The 20,007-nt window shown below is 46.0% G+C and carries 21 protein-coding genes; 12 read left to right on the forward strand and 9 right to left on the reverse strand.

Going from position 1 to position 20,007, the window contains the following annotated elements:
* Positions 1–186: 186 nt before the first annotated feature.
* The 3 genes from AB4486_RS06150 to AB4486_RS06160 are packed head-to-tail and all read left to right on the forward strand — an operon-like array spanning position 187 to position 1,055.
* On the forward strand, positions 187–444 hold the full coding sequence (locus tag AB4486_RS06150; protein WP_017061616.1) for a type II toxin-antitoxin system Phd/YefM family antitoxin: 258 nt from the start codon (positions 187–189) through the stop codon (positions 442–444).
* A complete protein-coding gene (locus AB4486_RS06155) occupies positions 434–700 on the forward strand; it encodes a Txe/YoeB family addiction module toxin (RefSeq protein WP_017061615.1) in 267 nt (88 codons plus the stop codon). The genes AB4486_RS06150 and AB4486_RS06155 overlap by 11 nt, the downstream gene beginning before the upstream one ends.
* Positions 701–731: 31 nt before the next feature.
* A complete protein-coding gene (locus tag AB4486_RS06160) occupies positions 732–1,055 on the forward strand; it encodes a DUF4144 domain-containing protein (protein ID WP_372100796.1) in 324 nt (107 codons plus the stop codon).
* A 105-nt stretch (positions 1,056–1,160) separates the two neighbouring features.
* Here AB4486_RS06160 and AB4486_RS06165 read toward each other — a convergent pair whose 3' ends face one another.
* Entirely contained in the window at positions 1,161–2,489 is a 1,329-nt protein-coding gene (locus AB4486_RS06165) for an anaerobic C4-dicarboxylate transporter (RefSeq protein WP_010432780.1), read from the reverse strand.
* A gap of 411 nt (positions 2,490–2,900) precedes the next feature.
* On the opposite strand from AB4486_RS06165, the gene AB4486_RS06170 reads away from it, so the two are divergent.
* The 9 genes from AB4486_RS06170 to AB4486_RS06210 all read left to right on the forward strand — a co-directional run bounded on the left by AB4486_RS06170 (position 2,901) and on the right by AB4486_RS06210 (position 13,916).
* Positions 2,901–3,560 (forward strand): HAD family phosphatase, encoded by a 660-nt coding sequence (locus AB4486_RS06170; protein WP_010432777.1) that lies wholly within the window; start codon positions 2,901–2,903, stop codon positions 3,558–3,560.
* 163 nt (positions 3,561–3,723) lie between these two features.
* The gene (locus AB4486_RS06175) at positions 3,724–4,350 is read left to right on the forward strand and encodes an HD domain-containing protein (protein WP_372057753.1); all 627 of its coding nucleotides are present in this window, start codon (positions 3,724–3,726) and stop codon (positions 4,348–4,350) included.
* 63 nt (positions 4,351–4,413) lie between these two features.
* Complete coding sequence (locus tag AB4486_RS06180; protein ID WP_016766965.1) at positions 4,414–5,100, forward strand: DNA-3-methyladenine glycosylase I; 687 nt, start codon at positions 4,414–4,416, stop codon at positions 5,098–5,100.
* 274 nt (positions 5,101–5,374) lie between these two features.
* The gene (locus AB4486_RS06185; protein WP_372057752.1) at positions 5,375–6,109 is read left to right on the forward strand and encodes a GntR family transcriptional regulator; all 735 of its coding nucleotides are present in this window, start codon (positions 5,375–5,377) and stop codon (positions 6,107–6,109) included.
* A 451-nt stretch (positions 6,110–6,560) separates the two neighbouring features.
* A complete protein-coding gene (xdhA, locus tag AB4486_RS06190) occupies positions 6,561–8,006 on the forward strand; it encodes a xanthine dehydrogenase small subunit (RefSeq protein WP_372116705.1) in 1,446 nt (481 codons plus the stop codon).
* Positions 7,999–10,404 carry a xanthine dehydrogenase molybdopterin binding subunit gene (xdhB, locus tag AB4486_RS06195; protein WP_372116707.1) on the forward strand — a complete coding sequence of 802 codons (2,406 nt, stop codon included), beginning with the start codon at positions 7,999–8,001 and terminating at the stop codon, positions 10,402–10,404. Before xdhA ends, xdhB begins: the two co-directional genes overlap by 8 nt.
* A 67-nt stretch (positions 10,405–10,471) precedes the next feature.
* A complete protein-coding gene (gene xdhC / locus AB4486_RS06200; protein WP_102428171.1) occupies positions 10,472–11,353 on the forward strand; it encodes a xanthine dehydrogenase accessory protein XdhC in 882 nt (293 codons plus the stop codon).
* 59 nt (positions 11,354–11,412) lie between these two features.
* Positions 11,413–12,747, forward strand: a complete 1,335-nt coding sequence (gene guaD, locus AB4486_RS06205; protein ID WP_372116709.1) for a guanine deaminase — start codon at positions 11,413–11,415, stop codon at positions 12,745–12,747.
* A 287-nt stretch (positions 12,748–13,034) separates the two neighbouring features.
* Positions 13,035–13,916: an AEC family transporter gene (locus tag AB4486_RS06210; RefSeq protein ID WP_004732869.1), complete on the forward strand. Its 882-nt coding sequence runs from the start codon at positions 13,035–13,037 to the stop codon at positions 13,914–13,916.
* Here AB4486_RS06210 and AB4486_RS06215 read toward each other — a convergent pair.
* The 8 genes from AB4486_RS06215 to uraD all read right to left on the reverse strand — a co-directional run bounded on the left by AB4486_RS06215 (position 13,913) and on the right by uraD (position 19,994).
* A complete protein-coding gene (locus tag AB4486_RS06215) occupies positions 13,913–14,437 on the reverse strand; it encodes a hypothetical protein (protein ID WP_017069072.1) in 525 nt (174 codons plus the stop codon). The genes AB4486_RS06210 and AB4486_RS06215 overlap by 4 nt on opposite strands.
* Positions 14,438–14,774: 337 nt before the next feature.
* Positions 14,775–15,176 carry a hypothetical protein gene (locus AB4486_RS06220; protein ID WP_017067014.1) on the reverse strand — a complete coding sequence of 134 codons (402 nt, stop codon included), beginning with the start codon at positions 15,174–15,176 and terminating at the stop codon, positions 14,775–14,777.
* 21 nt (positions 15,177–15,197) lie between these two features.
* Positions 15,198–15,437 carry a hypothetical protein gene (locus AB4486_RS06225; RefSeq protein WP_017067013.1) on the reverse strand — a complete coding sequence of 80 codons (240 nt, stop codon included), beginning with the start codon at positions 15,435–15,437 and terminating at the stop codon, positions 15,198–15,200.
* Between the two features lie 230 nt (positions 15,438–15,667).
* Entirely contained in the window at positions 15,668–16,105 is a 438-nt protein-coding gene (locus tag AB4486_RS06230) for a hypothetical protein (protein ID WP_372116712.1), read from the reverse strand.
* 347 nt (positions 16,106–16,452) lie between these two features.
* Positions 16,453–17,769, reverse strand: coding sequence for a urate hydroxylase PuuD (locus AB4486_RS06235; protein WP_061037654.1), 1,317 nt, complete (start codon positions 17,767–17,769; stop codon positions 16,453–16,455).
* Positions 17,770–17,783: 14 nt separating this feature from the next.
* Positions 17,784–18,344 (reverse strand): ureidoglycolate lyase, encoded by a 561-nt coding sequence (locus AB4486_RS06240; protein ID WP_372116714.1) that lies wholly within the window; start codon positions 18,342–18,344, stop codon positions 17,784–17,786.
* A 9-nt stretch (positions 18,345–18,353) separates the two neighbouring features.
* Entirely contained in the window at positions 18,354–19,340 is a 987-nt protein-coding gene (gene alc, locus AB4486_RS06245) for an allantoicase (protein ID WP_372116716.1), read from the reverse strand.
* 138 nt (positions 19,341–19,478) lie between these two features.
* On the reverse strand, positions 19,479–19,994 hold the full coding sequence (gene uraD / locus AB4486_RS06250) for a 2-oxo-4-hydroxy-4-carboxy-5-ureidoimidazoline decarboxylase (protein ID WP_372116718.1): 516 nt from the start codon (positions 19,992–19,994) through the stop codon (positions 19,479–19,481).
* Positions 19,995–20,007 lie beyond the last annotated feature (13 nt).

Here is a 20,007-nt window from a genome sequence, read left to right on the forward strand (position 1 = left end):
CATTTTGAGTCAGTAACTCTCTGCATATTTACAATGAATGACATGTACCATAAGTTGATCATGTGTAAGCTCTGATATAACATGTACAACAAGCGGAACATGTAGAATAGTTAATTCATGAATGATTAACTATTCTGTGTATATAGAAAGATTAAACATATCCAAAAACAACAGGGTAAATAAGTGATGAATATTGTTTCTTTTACTGAGGCCAGAAATAGCCTTAAGTCTGTGCTCGATAGAGTGGTAGACGATTCTGATGTTACGGTAATAACCAGACGAGATTCAGAAGATGCAGTGGTCATGTCTCTTGATCATTTTAATTCAATGCAAGAAACCTTGTACCTTATGAGCTCGCCTAAAAACGCTGAAAGATTGGCTGAATCTATTGCTCAACTCGAAGCCGGAAATACAACCGTTCGAGAATTGAATAATGACGAATGATCGAAAGATTGTATTTACAGATAATGCTTGGGAAGATTACCTATACTGGCAAACCCAAGACAAGAAAACGCTCAAGAAACTAAATAAGTTGATTGAAGCCGCCAAAAGAACGCCCTTTGAAGGGATTGGAAAGCCGGAGCCACTAGTCGGCAACCTGTCTAGCTTTTGGTCAAGACGAATCGATGACAAGAATCGATTAGTGTATAAAGCAGATGACGATAACTTTTATATAATTGCTTGTCGTCACCACTATTAAAAGCAGTAAGCAGCACATAGAAAGGGCAGTAATGATCAGTTGGCCATCTTTGGTAAAACTCGACGGTGATGATGAGCTTATTTACGTCGCGTCAGAACAAGATTTCCAGGTGGAATGCTCAGACATGATCTTGGGTGAAGATGATTACCTCATTGATTCAGAGGGTAACAGCTACGCACTTCAATCGATATCAAATCAACTGTCTCTAGCGAAACGGCCTGAGCAATATTCAGTAGAAAGCGTGACCAAGCTGATTCGAAACCACGAGTTTCAAAAAGCCGAAGTGTGCCTGATGAAGATCCACTTCCTAACGATTGAAGAAGCAATTCAGTCGCTGGCTTTTGAGCCGCGTTAATAGCTCTCCTGAAAGCTAATAAACGAAACCTGTTAAAACAAAACAGCGCCAATTTAGGCGCTGTTTTTGTTTGTTGTCTTAGCTATCTCAAAGAAAGCTAATACATTAAGCGATAAAAATCTGTGCCAGTGCGTAGCCTAAACAACATGCGCCCACGACACCGATCAAACCAACCGACATGAATGAATGGTTGAAGTACCACTTACCAATCTTGGTAGTGCCAGACACATCGAAGTTAACTGTTGCGATGTCTGATGGGTAGTTCGGGATGAAGAAGTAGCCGTAAACTGCTGGCATCAAACCGATAAGCAGTGCTGGATCTAATCCTAAGCCAAGGCCAACAGGTAGCATCATACGTGCAGTCGCCGCTTGAGAGTTCACCACAACCGATACGATGAATAGCGCTAGAGCAAACGTCCATGGGTAGTTAGTCACCATTTCCACGATGCCAGATTTAAATTGAGGCATTGCATATTGGAAGTAGGTATCTGACATCCAAGCGATACCGAAGATAGCAATCGCCGCCACCATACCCGATTTGAATACCACGCCGTTTGGCACATCACGCGGATCAGTTTTAGTTGCCAGCAAAATGATACCGCCGAAACAGAGCATCATCATCTGGATGATCACTGACATCTTGATTGGCTTGTCGCCGTCTACGATCGTTCTGATCTCAGGCACCATCGCCACGATAACAATCACGACAATTGAAAGTAGGAAAATCAATACCGCATTACGAGCCGAAGTTGGCAACACTTCATCCAAAGACGTCGCTGTGGTGCTTTCGATACGCTTTTTCCACTCTGGATCCTTTAGACGAGCTTGATATTCAGGATCGTCGTTCAGTTCTTTGCCGCGTTTCAAGCTGTACAAAGAAAGTAAAAACGTACCAAACAGCGTTGCAGGAACCGTCACCATCAAAATAGAAAGCAGAGTAATAGAGTGTTGGATATCAGAAAGTTGCGCGAGGTAATAGACCACAGCAGCAGAAATTGGTGATGCAGTGATAGCCAGTTGAGACGCAACAGACGCAGCCGCCATCGGGCGCTCAGGACGAATACCATTCTTCAACGCAACATCGCCGATGATTGGCATAATTGAGTAAACCGCGTGGCCAGTACCCAATAGGAAAGTCATCGAGTAAGTCACGAACGGTGCTATCAAGGTAACGCGTTTCGGGTTCTTTCTCAGTACCCTTTCCGCCACTTGCAGCATGTATTTCAAACCACCTGCCGCTTCGAGAATCGAAGCACAAGTAACAACGGCGAGGATGATCAGCATCACGGTGACAGGTGGAGACGTTGGTGGCATCTTGAAGACAAACACCTCGATAACCAAACCAATACCAGAAACAACACCTAAGCCAATACCGCCATACCGAGATCCGATATAAAGGACGACTAATAAAAATAGAAACTCAAAATACAACATAAGCAACCCTGCTAAAAATGTGGACTAATGTTATTTTCTCCCTAAGCTCAGCCATTTACTTATTGCTTGGTCACACTATGATTGCAGGCTCCCGGTAATTGTTTTTTATAAGATTATGGTCACGTAAACAGACCTGTAAGTTTATGAAATGTAATAATAAGCCAGACGCACAAGCTAGATTTGTTATGTGGAATAATCATAATTGTTTCTGTTAGATCTGGATGGCCTATAAAACACAAGGCTCATAACTGAACGATATTATTTCAACCACAACCAATCACATTTAAAGTCATGCAGAAGCATATTGCCGAGCCGATTGGATATATTCTTACTGAACGTTGACTCGCCTATCACTAGACACTATGTCAAAATACCCGCCCTCACGATGACAACACATTAAGAACCACGGATATGAATTTTCAAGCTGCTATTTTTGATATGGATGGGCTGCTGCTCGACACCGAGCGACTTTGTATGCAGGTTTTTGAAGAAGCATGTCACGCGCAAGGTGTTCCGTTTTTGCAAGATGTCTACCTAGGCATCATTGGTTGTAACGCAAAAACCATCGAACAGATTTTTCGAAATGGTTACGGTGAAGGGTTAGATTACCCAGCGCTGAATAATGAATGGCGCACGCGCTACAGTGCAATTGTTAAAAACCAAGCAATCCCAGTAAAAGACGGCGTGATTGAGCTTCTTGAGTGGCTGAAATCAAACGACATTCCAATCGCGGTGGCGACCTCCACTCAGCTTGATATCGCAAAGAAGAAGCTTGAGCTGGCTGGCCTAGATTCGTACTTCACTTCATTAAGCACAGGCTGCGAAGTGACTCACGGCAAGCCTCACCCAGAGATTTACTTGCTGGCGGCTGAACGCCTAGGTGTTGCGCCTGAAACCTGCCTAGCGTTCGAAGATTCGAACAACGGAATTCGCGCTTCTATGGCAGCGAACATGATCAGCTTCCAAATTCCAGATTTGGTTGAGCCTTGCGAAGAAGTAAAAGCGCTTGGCCACACGATCAGCCCATCGCTGCATCATGTATTGGCGCAGCTGCAACAAGCCGCAGCTTAAAAGCCAATACAACAAATAAAGACCAATATTAAGCCGACTCACAGAGTCGGTTTTTTTGTTGATATACTTTTTATAAAAGATAAAAACTCGCGCTTGAAACTGTTACAGTCGATGTGAATAAATGCTAGATAATAAGCAACATCATTAACGGAGACAGAGACGCGTGAAGGAAAAGTTTGAAGACCAACTGCTTGAGTTTGCACAGCAAGAAATGACACAAGATGCAGCACACGACATCAGCCATATTAAGCGTGTCGTCAAAACCGCAAAAGCTTTGTGCGATCAAGAACAAGCTAAGCTTGAAGTCGTGTTACCTGCTGCTTATCTTCATGATTGCTTCACCTTTCCTAAGAACCACCCAGACAGGGCCCAAAGCTCAACAATGGCAGCAGATAAGGCGATCTCTTTCCTCAAATCTATCGAATACCCTGCGTCCTATCTTGATGAGATCCATCATGCGATTGTCACGCATAGTTACAGCGCTAACATCACACCAGAAACCTTGGAAGCTCAAATCGTCCAAGATGCTGATCGCCTAGATTCTCTCGGTGCAATTGGTATTGCTCGTTGCCTATACGTTGGTCAAAGCTTCGATGCCGAACTCTATAACCACGAAGACCCGTTCGCCAAGCAGCGTGATTTGGATGACAAGCATTACAGTGTCGACCATTTCTACGTGAAACTGTTCAAGCTCGCTGAAACCATGAATACAGAATCCGCCAAATTAGAAGCCAACAAGCGAACCGACTACATGCGCGGTTTTCTTGTTCAATTGGCGACAGAAGCTTAAGCTCCTTTTCATATAGAAATTAGTCCCCATATCATAAAGAATCGCTTTAGTTTGGAACCTTCAATGACCCAAGAAAAATTCGACACCATTTATCAACGTGCGGCTCACCGTAAAGGCGGAGCGGCCGAACTCGAAAAGATTGTCCGTGCGCCCCTTTCACAAGCCGAGTTATCACAAATCACTGATGACCGTTGGCTGGCCGCTTTTACCGAAAAGGTCTTCCAGTGTGGTATTTCGTGGAATGTGGTGAGAAAGAAGTGGCCACAATTTGAAGAAGTATTCTTTGAGTTCGATATTGAAAAGATGCTGATGCTGCCGAATGAGATGTGGGAACAGAAAGCGCAAGACCCGCGCATTATTCGCCACCTCACCAAGGTAATGACCATCCCTGCCAACGCCATGATGATCCACAATGCCAAGCGTGAAGCGGATTCCTTCTCGCAAATGGTTGCCGACTGGCCATCAGAACGTATCACCGAGCTGTGGGATTACCTGAAAAAACACGGCAAGCGATTAGGTGGTAATACTGGAGCCTACACTCTGCGCCAAATGGGTAAAGATACCTTCATCTTGTCATCAGATGTTGAAGCACACCTACGCAGCACAGACGTGGTTGATAGCGGTCGTAACACCAAGCGAGCACAACTGGCAGCGAGTAAAGCCTTCAACGAATGGCAGCAACAGTCAGGTCGTAGCCTGAGCGAAATCAGTCAGATCGTGGCATACAGTTGCGGCGATAATCGAGTATAGCTTTAAACAGAACGCGCATTTAGCTTTAATTACATACACACTTAGCTTCGACCAGATGCGCACTAAGCTTTAAACCAAAACTCACTTTTTAAAAAGTACATAGTTCAATATTGCACCGATTTGTACGAAGCTGAATGTTATAAGTCGCTAACAAATAAGCGTACATCGCACTTTCAGCCAGTGGCATTGTATAGATAAGTGTATACAATGTAAGGTAACACTCACGAATCATGCTCAACCCACCCTACTCGACTAAACAAGGGCCCTTATCTCTATGACAGCTCTCAAAAACTCTGTCTCCAAAGGTATAAATACAAAAGTATCAGGCCAGACTCAAGACGATGTTGTTTACTGCCATATCTTCGACGCGATACTAGAACAAAGGCTGCCACCAGCCACCAAATTAAGCGAAGAAGCCCTCGCAGAAATCTTTGGCGTTAGCCGTACTATTATCCGTCGTGCCTTACTACGACTCTCTTTGGAGCAAGTTGTGGTGATCCGCCCTAACCGAGGAGCTGTGATTGCGGCTCCAACAGTAGACGAAGCCAAACAGATATTTAAAGCACGTGAAGTAATGGAAATTGCTATCACCGAGCTAGCCGTTAAAAACGCGACCAAAGCTCAAATCGAAGAGTGCAGAAAATTGGTCGCGAAAGAGAACAGTGCTTTCGACCAAGGCGATTACGGCTCTGGCCTACGTTTGTCTGGTGAGTTCCACATCAAATTGGCTGAAATGGCAGAGAACGCGCCACTGCTGGCTTTCCAACGCAGCTTGGTATCGCAAACTTCACTGCTGATCGCTCAGTACGAAACGGGCAACCACTCGAACTGTTCTCTAGACGAACACTCAGGCTTACTGGATGCGATAGAGTCAGGCAATGAACAACAAGCCGTAGAGTTGATGCAAGAACACCTAAGCCATATTCGTTCGAAGCTCAACCTAGACAGCAGCACAGCTTCTAGTGATCTGCATGTCGTGTTCTCAGATCTGCTTAAGAGCAAATCATAGTTCTGCTAACTAGATAGCCCAACCTTTTGTTAACAACTTTTCGTTAACAAACAAGAGAGAAGTAAGCCTCAGCGTTTACTTCTCTTTTTTATGCCCTCTCACCTAAAAATAAAGACGACGATCGGCTCACATCCATCTAAAACACTGTCTATTCTAGCCTCAACAACGATCTTAGCCTCTACAGAATCACTCCCAACAGTGCCATAAATCTTGTCTTTATCTTGTATACATAGCTATCCATTCATTCACACCATAAAACTGTTCAATCTCAATCCAAACCCTTATAAAACAGACGACTATGACCAAAATTAAATTGTATACAATTCACGACAAGCCATCTTTGTTGCATTTTTGTAAATAAATAGTTGACCGCAGGGTCAGGATGGATAATTATTGACCTAGAAGTCAAAAAGAATACACATGGAAATATGTCGATTTACAAGGAGGTCTCTTGATTACTTTTTTGCTCAATCAGGAAATAAGACGCGAAGATAATCTGTCGCCAAATATGACAGTGCTCAACTACCTTCGTACCAAGATAAATAAGACGGGTACAAAAGAAGGTTGTGGGTCGGGTGACTGTGGTGCATGTACGGTAGTTCTGGGTGAAGTGGTTGATGGACAACTGCAATACCGCTCGGTGAACTCTTGCCTTACGTTCGTTTCAGCGCTGCATGGCAAGCAACTGATCACAGTAGAAGATCTGCAAAATCGAGATCGCTCATTGCACCCAGTGCAAAAAGCGGTGGTTGATTTTCACGGTTCACAGTGTGGTTACTGCACGCCGGGCTTCATCATGTCGATGTTTGCGCTAGGCAAAAACAAACCCGATGCGAGCAAAGAAGACGTCATGGAATCACTGGCGGGTAACCTATGTCGTTGTACAGGCTACCGACCAATTGTTGATGCTGCGATGTCACTTTCAACAGACCAACCTTTGATCGACCAATTTGCTGAGCTTGAACGCAACACCATCAAGAAGCTAGAAAGTATTCAAGACACCGAAGCCAACTTACGCCTTGGTCACCTCACCGCTTTTTCCCCGAAAAGCACCGATGAACTGGCCAAGCTTTTTCAAGCGCATCCGAACGCTAAGCTGGTTGCTGGCGGTACGGATTTAGCACTGGAAGTGACGCAATTCCATCGCGAGATTGAAACACTGATCAGCGTGAACCTTGTTGAAGACATGAAGGTATGTGAAGAGACCGACACCGATTTAATCATTGGTGCCAACCTGCCTATCAGTGATTCTTACTCACTACTGAAAAAGCACTACCCAGATTTTGGTGAACTGTTGCATCGCTTTGCTTCACTGCAAGTACGCAACCAAGGCACCATCGGCGGCAATGTAGCCAATGCTTCACCTATCGGTGACACCCCTCCTCTGCTGATTGCCCTGAACGCGAAGATCAAACTTCGTTGCGGTGACGAGTCTCGCACAATGCCGATTGAAGATTACTTCATCAGCTACAAAGTGACAGCGCAGAAAGAGAGTGAGTTCATTGAACAGATCATCATTCCTAAAACAAGCAACGACAGCTTTCGAGCTTACAAACTGTCTAAACGTTTAGACGATGACATCTCTGCGGTGTGTGGTGCGTTTGATATTCAAATCGAAGATGGCAAGGTTTCTTACGCTCGTATCGCCTTCGGTGGTATGGCTGCAACACCTAAGCGCGCGGCGCGTTGTGAAAATACGTTATTAGGTAAACCGTGGACAGACGCTAATATTAAGTTAGCGATGCAGGAACTGTATAACGACTTTGAGCCGCTATCTGATTTCCGTGCCAGCCAAGAATACCGTTCATTGTCGGCGGCCAATATGTTGCGCCGTTACTTCATTGAACGACAGAACAAAAACAACCAAATCGAAACAAGGGTAACGTCTTATGTCTAAATCAAATTCCTCTGGTCACAAGAGCAATGCGATGACCCACGAAGAGATGGTTACCATTGCAAAACAAGACCTAAAAACTGGCGTAGGTAAAAGCGTTAAACACGACAGTGCAGCCAAGCAAGTCACAGGCGAAGCGGTGTACATTGATGATCGCCTAGAGTTCCCGAATCAGCTGCACGTATACGCACGCCTGAGCACGCAAGCGCACGCCAACATCACCAAAATAGACCTATCTCCGTGTTACGAATTCGAAGGCGTGGCGATTGCCATTCAAGCCAAAGACGTACCAGGTGAATTGGACATTGGTGCAATCCTACCGGGCGACCCACTGCTTGCCGATGGCAAAGTAGAATACTACGGCCAACCTGTGATTGCTGTGGCAGCTAACGATCTAGAAACCGCACGCAAAGCCGCGCACGCAGCCGTTATTGAATACGAAGAGCTACCAGCCATTCTTGATGTGAAAGAAGCGCTGGCAAAAGAGCACTTCGTAACAGAAAGCCACACTCAACAACGTGGTGACTCGAAAGCAGCACTGGCAAAAGCAAAACACGTGATCTCTGGTGACCTAGAGATCGGTGGCCAAGAGCACTTCTATCTAGAGACTCAAATCAGTAGCGTAATGCCAACCGAAGACGGCGGCATGATCGTTTACACCTCGACTCAAAACCCGACCGAAGTTCAAAAACTGGTTGCGGAAGTGATTGGCGTGCCGATGCACAAAGTCGTGATTGATATGCGTCGCATGGGCGGTGGTTTCGGTGGTAAAGAGACCCAAGCGGCCTCTCCAGCGTGTATGGCTGCGGTTATTGCCCACCTTACAGGCCGACCAACCAAAATGCGTTTGCTGCGCAATGAAGACATGCAGCAAACCGGTAAACGCCACCCGTTCTACAATCAATATACGGTCGGTTTTGACGACAATGGTGTGATTCAAGGTGCCGACATTACCGTTGCAGGTAACTGTGGTTACTCACCAGACTTATCAAGTTCTATCGTCGATCGTGCGATGTTCCACTCAGACAACGCCTACTACCTAGGTGATGCAACTGTGGTTGGTCATCGATGCAAAACCAATACCGCATCGAACACCGCTTACCGTGGCTTTGGTGGCCCGCAAGGCATGATGACCATCGAGCACATCATGGACGAGATTGCGCGTTACCTGAAAAAAGATCCTTTGGAAGTACGTAAAGCGAACTACTACGGCGAAGAAGGCCGTAATGTGACCCATTACTACCAAACCGTTGAAGACAACTTTTTACCTGAGATAACCGAACAGCTTGAACGCAGCAGTGACTATCACGCACGTCGTAAAGAAATCGCTGAGTTCAACAGGCAGAGCCCTATCTTGAAGAAAGGCCTTGCGATCACACCAGTGAAATTCGGCATCTCGTTTACTGCGACTTTCTTGAACCAAGCAGGTGCGCTCATCCATATCTACACCGATGGCAGTATTCATTTGAATCACGGTGGTACGGAAATGGGGCAAGGCTTGAACATCAAAGTGGCACAAATCGTTGCACAGGAGTTCCAAGTCGATGTCGAACGTATCCAGATCACCGCTACAAACACAGACAAAGTTCCGAACACATCACCAACCGCAGCCTCATCGGGCGCCGACCTCAACGGTAAGGCCGCGCAAAACGCCGCAATAACCATTAAGCAGCGCCTGATCGACTTCGCTTCTTCGCACTTCAAAGTGTGGCCTGAAGAAGTGGTGTTTAAAAACGGCATGGTGCAGATCCGCGATGAGATCATGACCTTCAACTCATTTGTTGAACTGGCTTGGTTCAACCAAATCTCGCTATCAAGCACTGGCTTCTATCGCACTCCGAAGATCTATTACGATCACGAGAAGGCGCGTGGTCGTCCGTTCTACTACTACGCCTATGGTGCTTCTTGTTCAGAAGTCATCATCGATACCCTGACTGGCGAGAACAAGATTCTGCGTGTCGATATTCTGCATGACGTAGGCGCTTCATTGAACCCGGCGATTGATATCGGCCAAGTCGAAGGTGGCTTTGTACAAGGTGTCGGTTGGTTAACAACGGAAGAGTTGGTGTGGAACCAGCAAGGCCGCTTAATGACCAACGGCCCTGCAAGCTACAAAATCCCTGCGATTGCTGATGTGCCAATTGATTTCAGAACGCACCTTTTGGAAAACCGCAGCAACCCAGAAGACACAGTATTCAACTCGAAAGCCGTGGGTGAGCCACCTTTCATGTTGGGTATGTCGGTATGGAGTGCATTGAAAGATGCGATTAGCTACGTGGCCGTTGATGGAGCGATTCCTAAGCTCAACACACCAGCAACGCCAGAGCGTATTTTGATGGCGATTCAGGAAGTCTCTGAAACAGCCCCGACTTCGGTCGATGCTCAATCAGAAACGGCTTAGAGCTGACAGATATGGCATAGGGCGTAATAAACAGCTTAGGAAGCACAGAAGGGATTTAGGAGGACATATGTTTAAGGATAATTGGATTCACGAACTGGCAAAGCTGGAAGAGAGCTACGAACCATGTGTCATGGTGACAGTGCTTGAAGACAGAGGCTCAGTGCCACGTGATGCGGGCACCAAGATGCTTGTCACTCGTGACCGAATCATCGCTACGATTGGTGGTGGTCACCTTGAACATGTGGCCACTAAAATGGCTCGAGAGATGCTGATTGCCAGTGAAAAGTCGCTCAAAGTGGAACGTTTTAACCTAGGCGCTCGTTTGGGCCAGTGTTGTGGCGGAATGGCAACATTAAGCTTTGAACCGATTGGCACTCAGCAGAATCACCTTGTGCTGTTTGGCGCTGGGCACGTTGCCAAAGCGCTGCTGCACATTGTCGCGACTCTGCCCTTCCGTGTGACCTGGATTGATGAACGTGAAGAAGTGTTCCCTGAAACGCTGCCACACGGTGTTAAAAAGCTTGTCTCAGACGACCCAGTCGGTGAAGTGAAACACATGCAACCAAACAGTTATTACCTTGTGATGACCCACAACCACCAGCTCGATTTTGACCTAACCAAAGCCATTATTGACCGTGAAGACAGCCGTTACTTTGGCATGATCGGCTCGCTTACCAAGCGTAAGAAGTTCGACTTCCGCTTAGAGCAGCGCGGCTACAGCCAAGAACAAATCGAAACCATGCTTTGCCCGATTGGCATTAGCGCCGTGAATGGCAAACATCCTGCCGAAATTGCGGTATCGGTTGCGGGTGAACTGATCGCACACTATCAAGGCCAAGCGCTTGAACAAAAGCGCCCAACCAAACAATATCGAAATCAGGGTTTGACCGATCAACACAGTCAACCAAGCGACGTAGGCGAACCACCATTGGAAGAGAAGATCGCCTAACACAAGTCGCAAAGCTTCAGTGGCCATAACGTCGCTGAAGTCATTAAAAGGAAGTAAACATGACAACGCAACGCAAAGCTTATCGCGCCAGTATTTTACACAGCGTCGCCGACCCAAAAGACGTCGGCATCGATGAGTCTTACGACTATTTTGAAGACGGTGTTTTAGTGGTTGAGAACGGCCATGTCGTCGATTTAGGGCATGCCAATGAAGTATTGGCTCGCCAACCAAAAACACTCGAAGTCAAAGAATACAAAGACAAGCTGATCACCTCTGGCTTTATTGATACGCACATCCACTACCCTCAAACAGGGATGATCGCGTCTTACGGTGAGCAACTTCTTGATTGGTTAGAGAACTACACCTTCCCAGAAGAAAAGCGCTTCAAAAACCCAGTCTACGCACACAAAGTGGCGAAGCTATTCCTAGACGAACTAGCAAGCAACGGCACAACCACGGCACTCGTGTTCGGCACGGTACACAAAGAGTCGGTTAACGTTTTCTTTGAAGAAGCTGAGAAGCGCAACCTACGTATGATTGCGGGTAAGGTTTTGATGGATCGCAATGCGCCTGATTACCTCACCGACACGCCAGAATCTGGCTACGCCGACTCCAAAGAACTGATTGAGAAATGGCACAACCGCAGCCGTTTGCTTTATGCCGTGACACCTCGTTTCGCGCCAACCAGTACACCAGAACAATTGGCTACCGTTGGTAAATTGCTAGAAGAGTACCCAGATGTGTATATGCACACGCACCTTTCTGAAAACGAGAAAGAGATTGAATGGGTAAAAGAACTGTTCCCAGAGCGCGACAGCTATTTGGATGTGTATGACCACTATGGCCTACTGCACAAACGTTCGGTTTTCGCCCATGGCATTCACTTGTCTGATTGCGAATGTAAGCGCCTAGCCGACACGGAATCTGCCATTGCTTTCTGCCCGACCTCTAACCTGTTCTTAGGCTCAGGTTTATTCCGATTACCAGAAATGGAAGAGCACGGCATTCGTGTTGGTATGGGGACTGATGTCGGCGCAGGCACTAGCTTCTCAATCCTACAAACCATGAGTGAAGCCTATAAGATCATGCAGCTTCAACATAAGAAATTGCACCCAGCTAAGTCGCTATTCTTAGCCACATTAGGTGGTGCACGTTCACTGCATTTAGAAGACAAGATTGGCAACTTGGAAGTAGGAAAAGAAGCCGATTTCGTGGTGTTGGACTTACACGCCACACAATTGATGCGCTTTAGAATGGAACAAGCGACCAAGCTTGAAGAGAAGCTATTTGTATTGATGAGCCTGGGTGACGACAGAACCGTCAGCGAGACTTACATCTACGGCGAGAAAGCCTACGATGTGAATTTCAAAGATTATCAAAAGCTCGTTAGCTAGACTGAAAACCGAGTAACAATCGCTAGACAGCGACAGCCGTCGTTAATTAAAAATCCGTCCAGATTTATCTAGCCTTGAAAGACCAGTTGCTGATGCCACTGGTCTTTTTTGTGCTTCATTCAAAGAAATATAAATTAACCGTTCACAAACAACGATCTTCGGTGACGCCAAGTCATTATATTGATAGGTTAATGTTTATACATATCGACTTCATACTTCACTTTAGCGTCTCTCTAAAACATTCGTTTCTCAGCTAAATGGAAGCACTCAATCTAGAAAGGAATTCTATGTTCGAACAGGTCGTCAGCATTCTGTTTCCCGTTTTTGCTTTAGCCAGTGCTGGCTTTGCGGTCGGTCGTTGGCTCAAGCCCGATTTCAAACCGATCAATCGCATCAACATGGATGTTTGTATTCCTGCTTTGGTTTTTGCATCGCTGACCACCATGCCTCTCGACACCGAACAACTGCCACTCATCACCGCTTCTTTGGTTGCGGTGTTGGTGCCAGCACTATTGATGATTCCAATCTGTAAGATCTTTAAGCTCAACTTCAAAGCTTGGGCTCCGCCACACATGTTCCGTAACAGTGGCAACCTCGCGATCCCTCTCTTCACCTATACCTTTGGTGAGAGTGCATTAGCCCCTGCAGTACTGCTGTTTGTGGTATCGGCGTGTGTCCATATCAGTGTTGGTTTAGCGCTCCTAAGCGAAGGTAATCCGATCAAACAGATCCTCAAGATGCCGATATTCTTAGCCGCAGCATTAGCGATGACGCTCAACCTGTCTGGCATTGCAGTATGGAATCCAATCTACGAAGCAACATCGCTACTCGGCCAAGCTGCTGTCCCAATTATGCTGTTGTCGTTGGGTTCGCAAATGGTGAACTTGAAGCTAAGCGGACTCAAAGTTGGCTTGCTGTGTACGGCTCAATCGCTGTTTACTGGTGCCATCGCCTTCGCCATCATCTACTTCTTTATCCCGCTGCCAACGCTGCACCTACAAATGATGGTGCTGTTCACCATGCTGCCACCTGCCGTGATGAACTACCTGTTCGCTGAACGGTTCAATGTCGAGCCGCCTAAAGTCGCATCTATGGTGTTGTTCGGCAACTTCCTAAGTGTGGTTACCTTGCCTATTTTACTGTCGTTCGCGCTGTCTATGTCGAGTTAATTGTTTACGCACTTATCCAGTTTAAGCTCTGCCGTCACTTTAGTAAGGCGCAGAGCAATAGCGAAACAGACTAAGTAAGGACTCACATACCAGAAGAGGCTTTCTAATGGCTGCTTCACCTGCGCTTCTCTGGTTTTAATGTATTGGTTTTTCTGCTTCTCATACTGGCTCAACATACCATCCACCCACACGGCATCGCTTTCAACCAGCGACACGCTCGGCGCAGGAACCGTAAAATCCGATGCGTTGGGTAACAAGGTGAAATCGACATCTTTGAACGTGATTGCCGTATTCAAATACCACAAACACGCTTCGTGGTGCTGAGCGTGACTATCTAAAGATGGCTGACCGGTGCAGGTATCACTTCGCAGCTTATCCAAAGAAAACTGCTGAACCGACTCTAAAATCGCCACCGCTCTGGTTTGTTCTGTTTCAACCCAATCACCCGCTACTTTCGCACGAATCTCAGACACTGCGCCCAGCATCCCGATACCCGCCAAGAACGGCCATAAATAATCCATAAGCTTCCATTTGCGTCGGCTCAAGTTGAACCCACACCAAATCGGAAGATGAAAAAGGAGCGTTAGCCCAAGCGATAGCAAAACGAAATTCAAAGAGCTAGAGAGCATGAGTTCGCTATCAAAGAAGTTCTTCATAATGAGAGACTTGCCTGTATAACAAAGAGAAATTTGATACTAGGTTCGATATTTGAAAAGAGTGTAAGAGGAAAGTAAAAACAGCATTAAGAATTGGCGTTAGTGCTGTTTATTTGAGCGTATAGCTACCGATGGCAAGGCTCAACCACTCATTACTCAGCGAATGCTCAGTTGTTCACGATAGACAAGATGCTAAAGGTTCTCACGCGCCAGACTTGAGATAAATACCGACTTCTCTTAGCTGTGCTTTAATGTCTAGCATTTGGACGTGAGACAATATTAATTGGATCAAATTAAATACTGCCACCGCAAACATCAAACCCGCGACGTAGCCAGACCATGCTTGGTGAGTAACTTGATACAGAGTATTGAACGAAAGAACGAAGAAGATGAGACTGGAAAAACCAATAGCATATTCATTACAGTTGTAGACGTATGAATTCGTCGCGTAGTCGTATTTAATTTTTACCTTTCCACCAGCTCTGCCTAGCTTAAGGTTAAGGACATTTCCGCTCACTTCATATTCCAACCCGTTAATCGAAGCAATATTCTGAACTTTCTCAAGCATGTCTTTTTTGTCCGTATTATTTTGAATACTATCCATGGCCACACTCTATTCCGTCGCCTAAAAACTATTGAACACACCAATTGCTAACAGAAACAATACGATGCTAATCGCCCCGACATAAGAAATTCTGGTTCGCTCTTTTTCAATTGGAATCAATGGGGGAAAGCGCCCTAATGTGAATACTTTACAGACTATCCAGCCAGCTCCGTAACCAATGAACTCAATCAATATCGACTGAAACAGATACCTAAAGAATGAGCTCAATGCCCTAAAATACGCGACTATCAAGTCTTCCATTTTTTGTCCTAACTAAAGTCAATTTGGACTATAAGTGCCATGGGTAGAGATTCATATCAAGAACCTTATACAGGACTGCGTACGCAATGAATCAGTTTAAACGTAAGTACTTACTATCGACATGCAATGACTCACAGAGCTTCCTTGCTAAACGATATAGCTAAAAGACTGTAAGCCACCTATGCGAGATACCAAGCTTAAGTAAGTTCTCTTCAGCTGTTTTTATCTCGCTAGCTACCCATAATCGTATTTAATAACGCTTCAAAATCTACGCTTGATACGCCCTCAATAACTTCATTAAGCCAAGTTGTGACAGTCGCAATATTGGCTATTGAAGATAATTTCCTGGAAATAGAAGACTTCTCTATTTCTTGTGTACGTAGTTCTTTATCTGGAATGCTAGCGAATTGATTTAGTTCATTCGCAAACCCTAGCCTTTCTTGAGGTTTTGATTCAGACAACGCTTGAAGAAATTTTTCATCGGTTGAGCCAGCAACAATCCCCATGCCATTGTTAAGGAAAGTAGTTGTATCCATTTCAACTTCTACACCTTCTCCTAAAAGCATACCGATACCATTTTCTTCAAAATGGCAATCGCTCATCTTAATCGCTGTTTTCGGGTGTTGAGTTGAAGTTGGTTTCTTTCTAAATGGAATAACGTTACTCATTAATGGTTTCCTATATGCCTAGGTCAAGTTTAGGTGGATGCACACTTGATATTTCAATACAGCTTTAACTTTAATAAGAATAATCAAGTAAAATTGTTAGCATAGGTAACATTAAGATTTGATTACACCAAAATACTTAATAAAACCCAATTCTTCGAACTCTAAACCACATATGCACCTAGAGTCACCAACTGAATGATAATTCTGCATTTCCTTTGTCCAAAAACAAAAAGCCCCGGTTATAGGAACCGGGGAAACAGGGTGGGATGAGTTTGGCGCGTGCCCGAAACCAAACTCTCCCCAAGCCTCACCTAAGACTCATGCTCTTAGGTAAAGGATTCACATCATTATTGAAGCGTAGCGCCTTGCTCTACCCAAGTGCCGATCAGTGCGCGTTCTTCGTCAGTCATTTGAGTCATGTTGCCGAGCGGCATCACCTTAGTTGTTACGGTTTGAGCAACAATCCTTGGGACGTTGGCTTTGATCTCTTCTGGCGTATCAAACATCACACCACCTGGCGCAGCAGCAAAAGCGGCGTGGCTCGGGGTTGATGAGTGACACACAGAACAGCGCTCTTGAATGACTTTGTTGATGGTTTCAAAGCTGACGCCTGCGCTAGCAGTTTGCATTGCGTGGTCTGCTGGTGCGGCCTGAGAACTAGTCGTTGAAGCGGTGTCGTTTGCAGCAAGTTCTTCTGTCGCTGATTCAGTCGCGCTGACTTGCACTTCTTGAACCACTGGTGCTTGCACAACCGGAGTCATCTGTTTTTTCGCGTAAGGTGAGGTAACAAACGCAAGCGTGATCATACCCAATGCTGCTACTGGTATTGTCCATGCAAACTTCTGACTGCCATGACGGGTGTTGAAGTAGTGACGCACCAAGATACTGAAGATCGCTAAACCAGCAAGGATCAACCAGTTGTATTCCGAGCCGTAAGTGCTTGGGAAGTGGTTACTGATCATGATGAACAGCACTGGAAGTGTCATGTAGTTGTTGTGACGAGAACGCAGTAGGCCTTTCGCTGGCAGTGCCGGATCCGGTTCACGCTTCTCTTCAATCGCTTTCACCAAGTTGCGTTGTGCAGGCATGATAACGCGGAATACGTTACCCACCATGATGGTACCAATGATTGCACCTACGTGGATGTAAGCACCACGACCACTGAACACTTGGGTTAGGCCATAGGTCGCAGCAACGAGCAATACAAACAACACAACGCCAAGTAGTACGGGTGTTTTACCTAATGGTGAATCACACAGTAAGTCGTAGATAAACCAGCCGGCAACGAATGAACCAATACCAATCGCGATTGCCGTTGTTGAATCAAGGCCAGAGCCCGGTGCAATCAGGTAAATTTCAGCGTTGAGGTAGTAAACCACACCCAGTAAACACACACCGGTGATCCACGTGAAGTAAGCTTCCCATTTGAACCAGTGCAGGTGCTCTGGCATCTCTGGTGGCGCAAGTTTGTACTTCTCTAGGTGATAAATACCACCGCCGTGAATTGCCCATAAGTCGCCTGAAAGGCCCGTTTTAGGGTTAACTCGGTTAAGGTTATTCTCTAACCAAACAAAGTAAAATGATGCGCCTATCCACGCAACACCAACAATCATGTGAGCCCAGCGTATTGCTAAGTTCAACCACTCTGTAATATGCGGATCCATAATAAACTCCTGTATCACAACGCTTTAGCTAAGCGTTGCTCTTCCTTATTGTCGTCCGTTGGCAGATCGTCCAAATGCAATGCCACTCGGTCGCTGTCGAAATAAACTTCGTCACAGTTATGCCCTTCGCCGCCTCTATCGACGATCAAAAACTGGTCTTGATCGGTGAGGGCGAGAACTGGGTGATGCCACACCCCTTTGTGATAGTTCACTCCTTGACGGCCGTTGCTCAAGAAAGCTCGGCTATTGGCTAACGTCGGGTTATCGCCTTTCGGTGCAACAACAATTAAATAGGGTTGACCAAGTAATGGAACGAATGCCTGAGAGCCAAGCGGATGACGCTCTAACATTTTGATGGTCAGTGGGTAGCTCAACGGTGTGGCTTGGAAGATGCTGATGATCGCTTCTCCGTCTTGGTCTTGCACATCAGTTGTCGCTAGCTTGTGGTAGCGACGTGTTGACCCACTGTTGATCATGAAGAAATCACTATTATCGGACTCGATAACATCGCCAAACTCTGCAAAAGCCTGCTTGGTTAACGGTTCGATGGATAAACGACGTATTCCATTACTCATACTCATTTCCTATTTCGCTTTCGTACCAAACAGACGCAAACGGCTGATACCACCATCTGGGAATATGTTTGCACGTACGTGGGTAATCGCACCAAGGTCGTTTACCTCAGAAATGAATTCGTGAATTTCGTGCGCTTGCAGCTTTTGTGCTGGCAACAGTTCACGCCAGAATAGGCTTTGTGTTTCTACTTGGTCGTCGGTACCGCCCTTCACATAAGCCGCTTGAATCGAGCAGCTATCTGGGTAGTTACCTTTGAAGTGGGCTGTATCAACAACGATGCGTTCGATGTTACCTGGGTGGCCTAGTGCCACGATAACCCAGTCGTTACCCGGTGTACGACGACGTGCTGTTTCCCAGCCATCACCCATGTTTTCACCACGGCCTGGGCCTAAGATGTTGGCTTTGTTGCCATAGTGCTCATCGCTACATGCGAGTGCTCGGCCACCGTGTTCAACGGCTGCTAAGTCAACTTGTTGCTGAGAATCTATTGCGTCCCAATCGACACTTGGTCGGCCATAAACACGTAAGCGCGCGACACCACCGTCTGGATAGATGTTCAAACGTAGGTGCGTAAATACTTGGTCACTTTCGATGGCTTCAAGATGATGATGATCACCTTGTAGTGCCATTGAAGGCAGAATTTCTTGCCACTCTGTTGAGTCAGTTGGCTCACCTTGTGGTGAATAACACGCGTCAATTGATGCCGAAGGTGGGAAGTTACCTGTGAAGAATGAGGTATCAATATCAACGCCAGCAATGGTGCCAGCTAGGCCAAGGCGAACGACACAGTAGTCGTAACCTTCACCACGTTTACGTCTGCTTTCCCAACCGTCCATCCACTTGCCGTTATCGTCGTATAAGTCGTCTTTCCACTCTGCCGCTGCGTGGCTGAGTAGACGGCTTTTATCCGCGAAAAAATCGTCTGTTGCGAAGGTGGCTTCTGCACCGAGTTTTTCGTCTGCAAGGTTTATGTATTGTTCAAATGTTTGGGTCATGTCCGTGTAATCCTATCCAATTAATCAAGTAATAATAAAATGAGAACTCAGTGGCTTATGCTTTATTCAATAAGGCTTTGATAAATCAAGTTCTTAGCGCACTAAGACTGGGCTGAGATAGCTGTTAACTCCGTTAACTTACATATCCCAGAGACGAAACATCGCGATCTTGTTGATCTCTTGAATCGCCGTAGCAAACTCAGTTTCACTATCATTTCCTAATCGCATCTCGAACGACTCAAGAATTTGGTAACGATTGGCTCCCTTCACCGCCATGATAAAAGGGAAATTGAAGCGACTTTTGTAGCTGTTGTTGTAAGAAGTGAATTTTTCAAATTCTTCGGCGTTGCACTGGTCGATGCCCGCCCCCGCTTGTTCTTTGGTCGACGACTCGGTGAGTTCGCCGTTTACTGCTGCTCGACCGGCTAAATCCGGGTGAGCGTTGATCAAAGCCAACTGTTTGCCTTGGTCTGCACCTAACAAGGTCGATGCCATTTTCAGATGAAGATTCTCGATATGGTCGTCTTCGGCATTCAAACCTTGGTCATACACCACTTCTGCAACCCATGGGCTGTGTTCGTAGACATCAGCGAAGTGAGCGACAAAGGTATCGCGGTTCATGGTTGTTGGTTGGCAAGATCGAAATTCAGTCACGTTAAGCCTCCTT

Source organism: Vibrio sp. 10N.222.55.C6 (assembly GCF_041473395.1).
GTDB lineage: Bacteria > Pseudomonadota > Gammaproteobacteria > Enterobacterales > Vibrionaceae > Vibrio > Vibrio crassostreae_C.

Excerpts from the sequence above, each read along its gene's own strand:
- AB4486_RS06150 (WP_017061616.1), top strand. The coding sequence starts at position 187 with ATGAATATTGTTTCTTTTACTGAGGCCAGAAATAGCCTTAAGTCTGTG.
- AB4486_RS06155 (WP_017061615.1), top strand. The coding sequence starts at position 434 with ATGACGAATGATCGAAAGATTGTATTTACAGATAATGCTTGGGAAGAT.
- AB4486_RS06160 (WP_372100796.1), top strand. The coding sequence starts at position 732 with ATGATCAGTTGGCCATCTTTGGTAAAACTCGACGGTGATGATGAGCTT.
- AB4486_RS06165 (WP_010432780.1), bottom strand. The coding sequence starts at position 2,489 with ATGTTGTATTTTGAGTTTCTATTTTTATTAGTCGTCCTTTATATCGGA.
- AB4486_RS06170 (WP_010432777.1), top strand. The coding sequence starts at position 2,901 with ATGAATTTTCAAGCTGCTATTTTTGATATGGATGGGCTGCTGCTCGAC.
- AB4486_RS06180 (WP_016766965.1), top strand. The coding sequence starts at position 4,414 with ATGACCCAAGAAAAATTCGACACCATTTATCAACGTGCGGCTCACCGT.
- AB4486_RS06185 (WP_372057752.1), top strand. The coding sequence starts at position 5,375 with ATGACAGCTCTCAAAAACTCTGTCTCCAAAGGTATAAATACAAAAGTA.
- xdhB (WP_372116707.1), top strand. The coding sequence starts at position 7,999 with ATGTCTAAATCAAATTCCTCTGGTCACAAGAGCAATGCGATGACCCAC.
- xdhC (WP_102428171.1), top strand. The coding sequence starts at position 10,472 with ATGTTTAAGGATAATTGGATTCACGAACTGGCAAAGCTGGAAGAGAGC.
- guaD (WP_372116709.1), top strand. The coding sequence starts at position 11,413 with ATGACAACGCAACGCAAAGCTTATCGCGCCAGTATTTTACACAGCGTC.
- AB4486_RS06210 (WP_004732869.1), top strand. The coding sequence starts at position 13,035 with ATGTTCGAACAGGTCGTCAGCATTCTGTTTCCCGTTTTTGCTTTAGCC.
- AB4486_RS06215 (WP_017069072.1), bottom strand. The coding sequence starts at position 14,437 with ATGGATTATTTATGGCCGTTCTTGGCGGGTATCGGGATGCTGGGCGCA.
- AB4486_RS06220 (WP_017067014.1), bottom strand. The coding sequence starts at position 15,176 with ATGGATAGTATTCAAAATAATACGGACAAAAAAGACATGCTTGAGAAA.
- AB4486_RS06225 (WP_017067013.1), bottom strand. The coding sequence starts at position 15,437 with ATGGAAGACTTGATAGTCGCGTATTTTAGGGCATTGAGCTCATTCTTT.
- AB4486_RS06230 (WP_372116712.1), bottom strand. The coding sequence starts at position 16,105 with ATGAGTAACGTTATTCCATTTAGAAAGAAACCAACTTCAACTCAACAC.
- AB4486_RS06235 (WP_061037654.1), bottom strand. The coding sequence starts at position 17,769 with ATGGATCCGCATATTACAGAGTGGTTGAACTTAGCAATACGCTGGGCT.
- AB4486_RS06240 (WP_372116714.1), bottom strand. The coding sequence starts at position 18,344 with ATGAGTAATGGAATACGTCGTTTATCCATCGAACCGTTAACCAAGCAG.
- alc (WP_372116716.1), bottom strand. The coding sequence starts at position 19,340 with ATGACCCAAACATTTGAACAATACATAAACCTTGCAGACGAAAAACTC.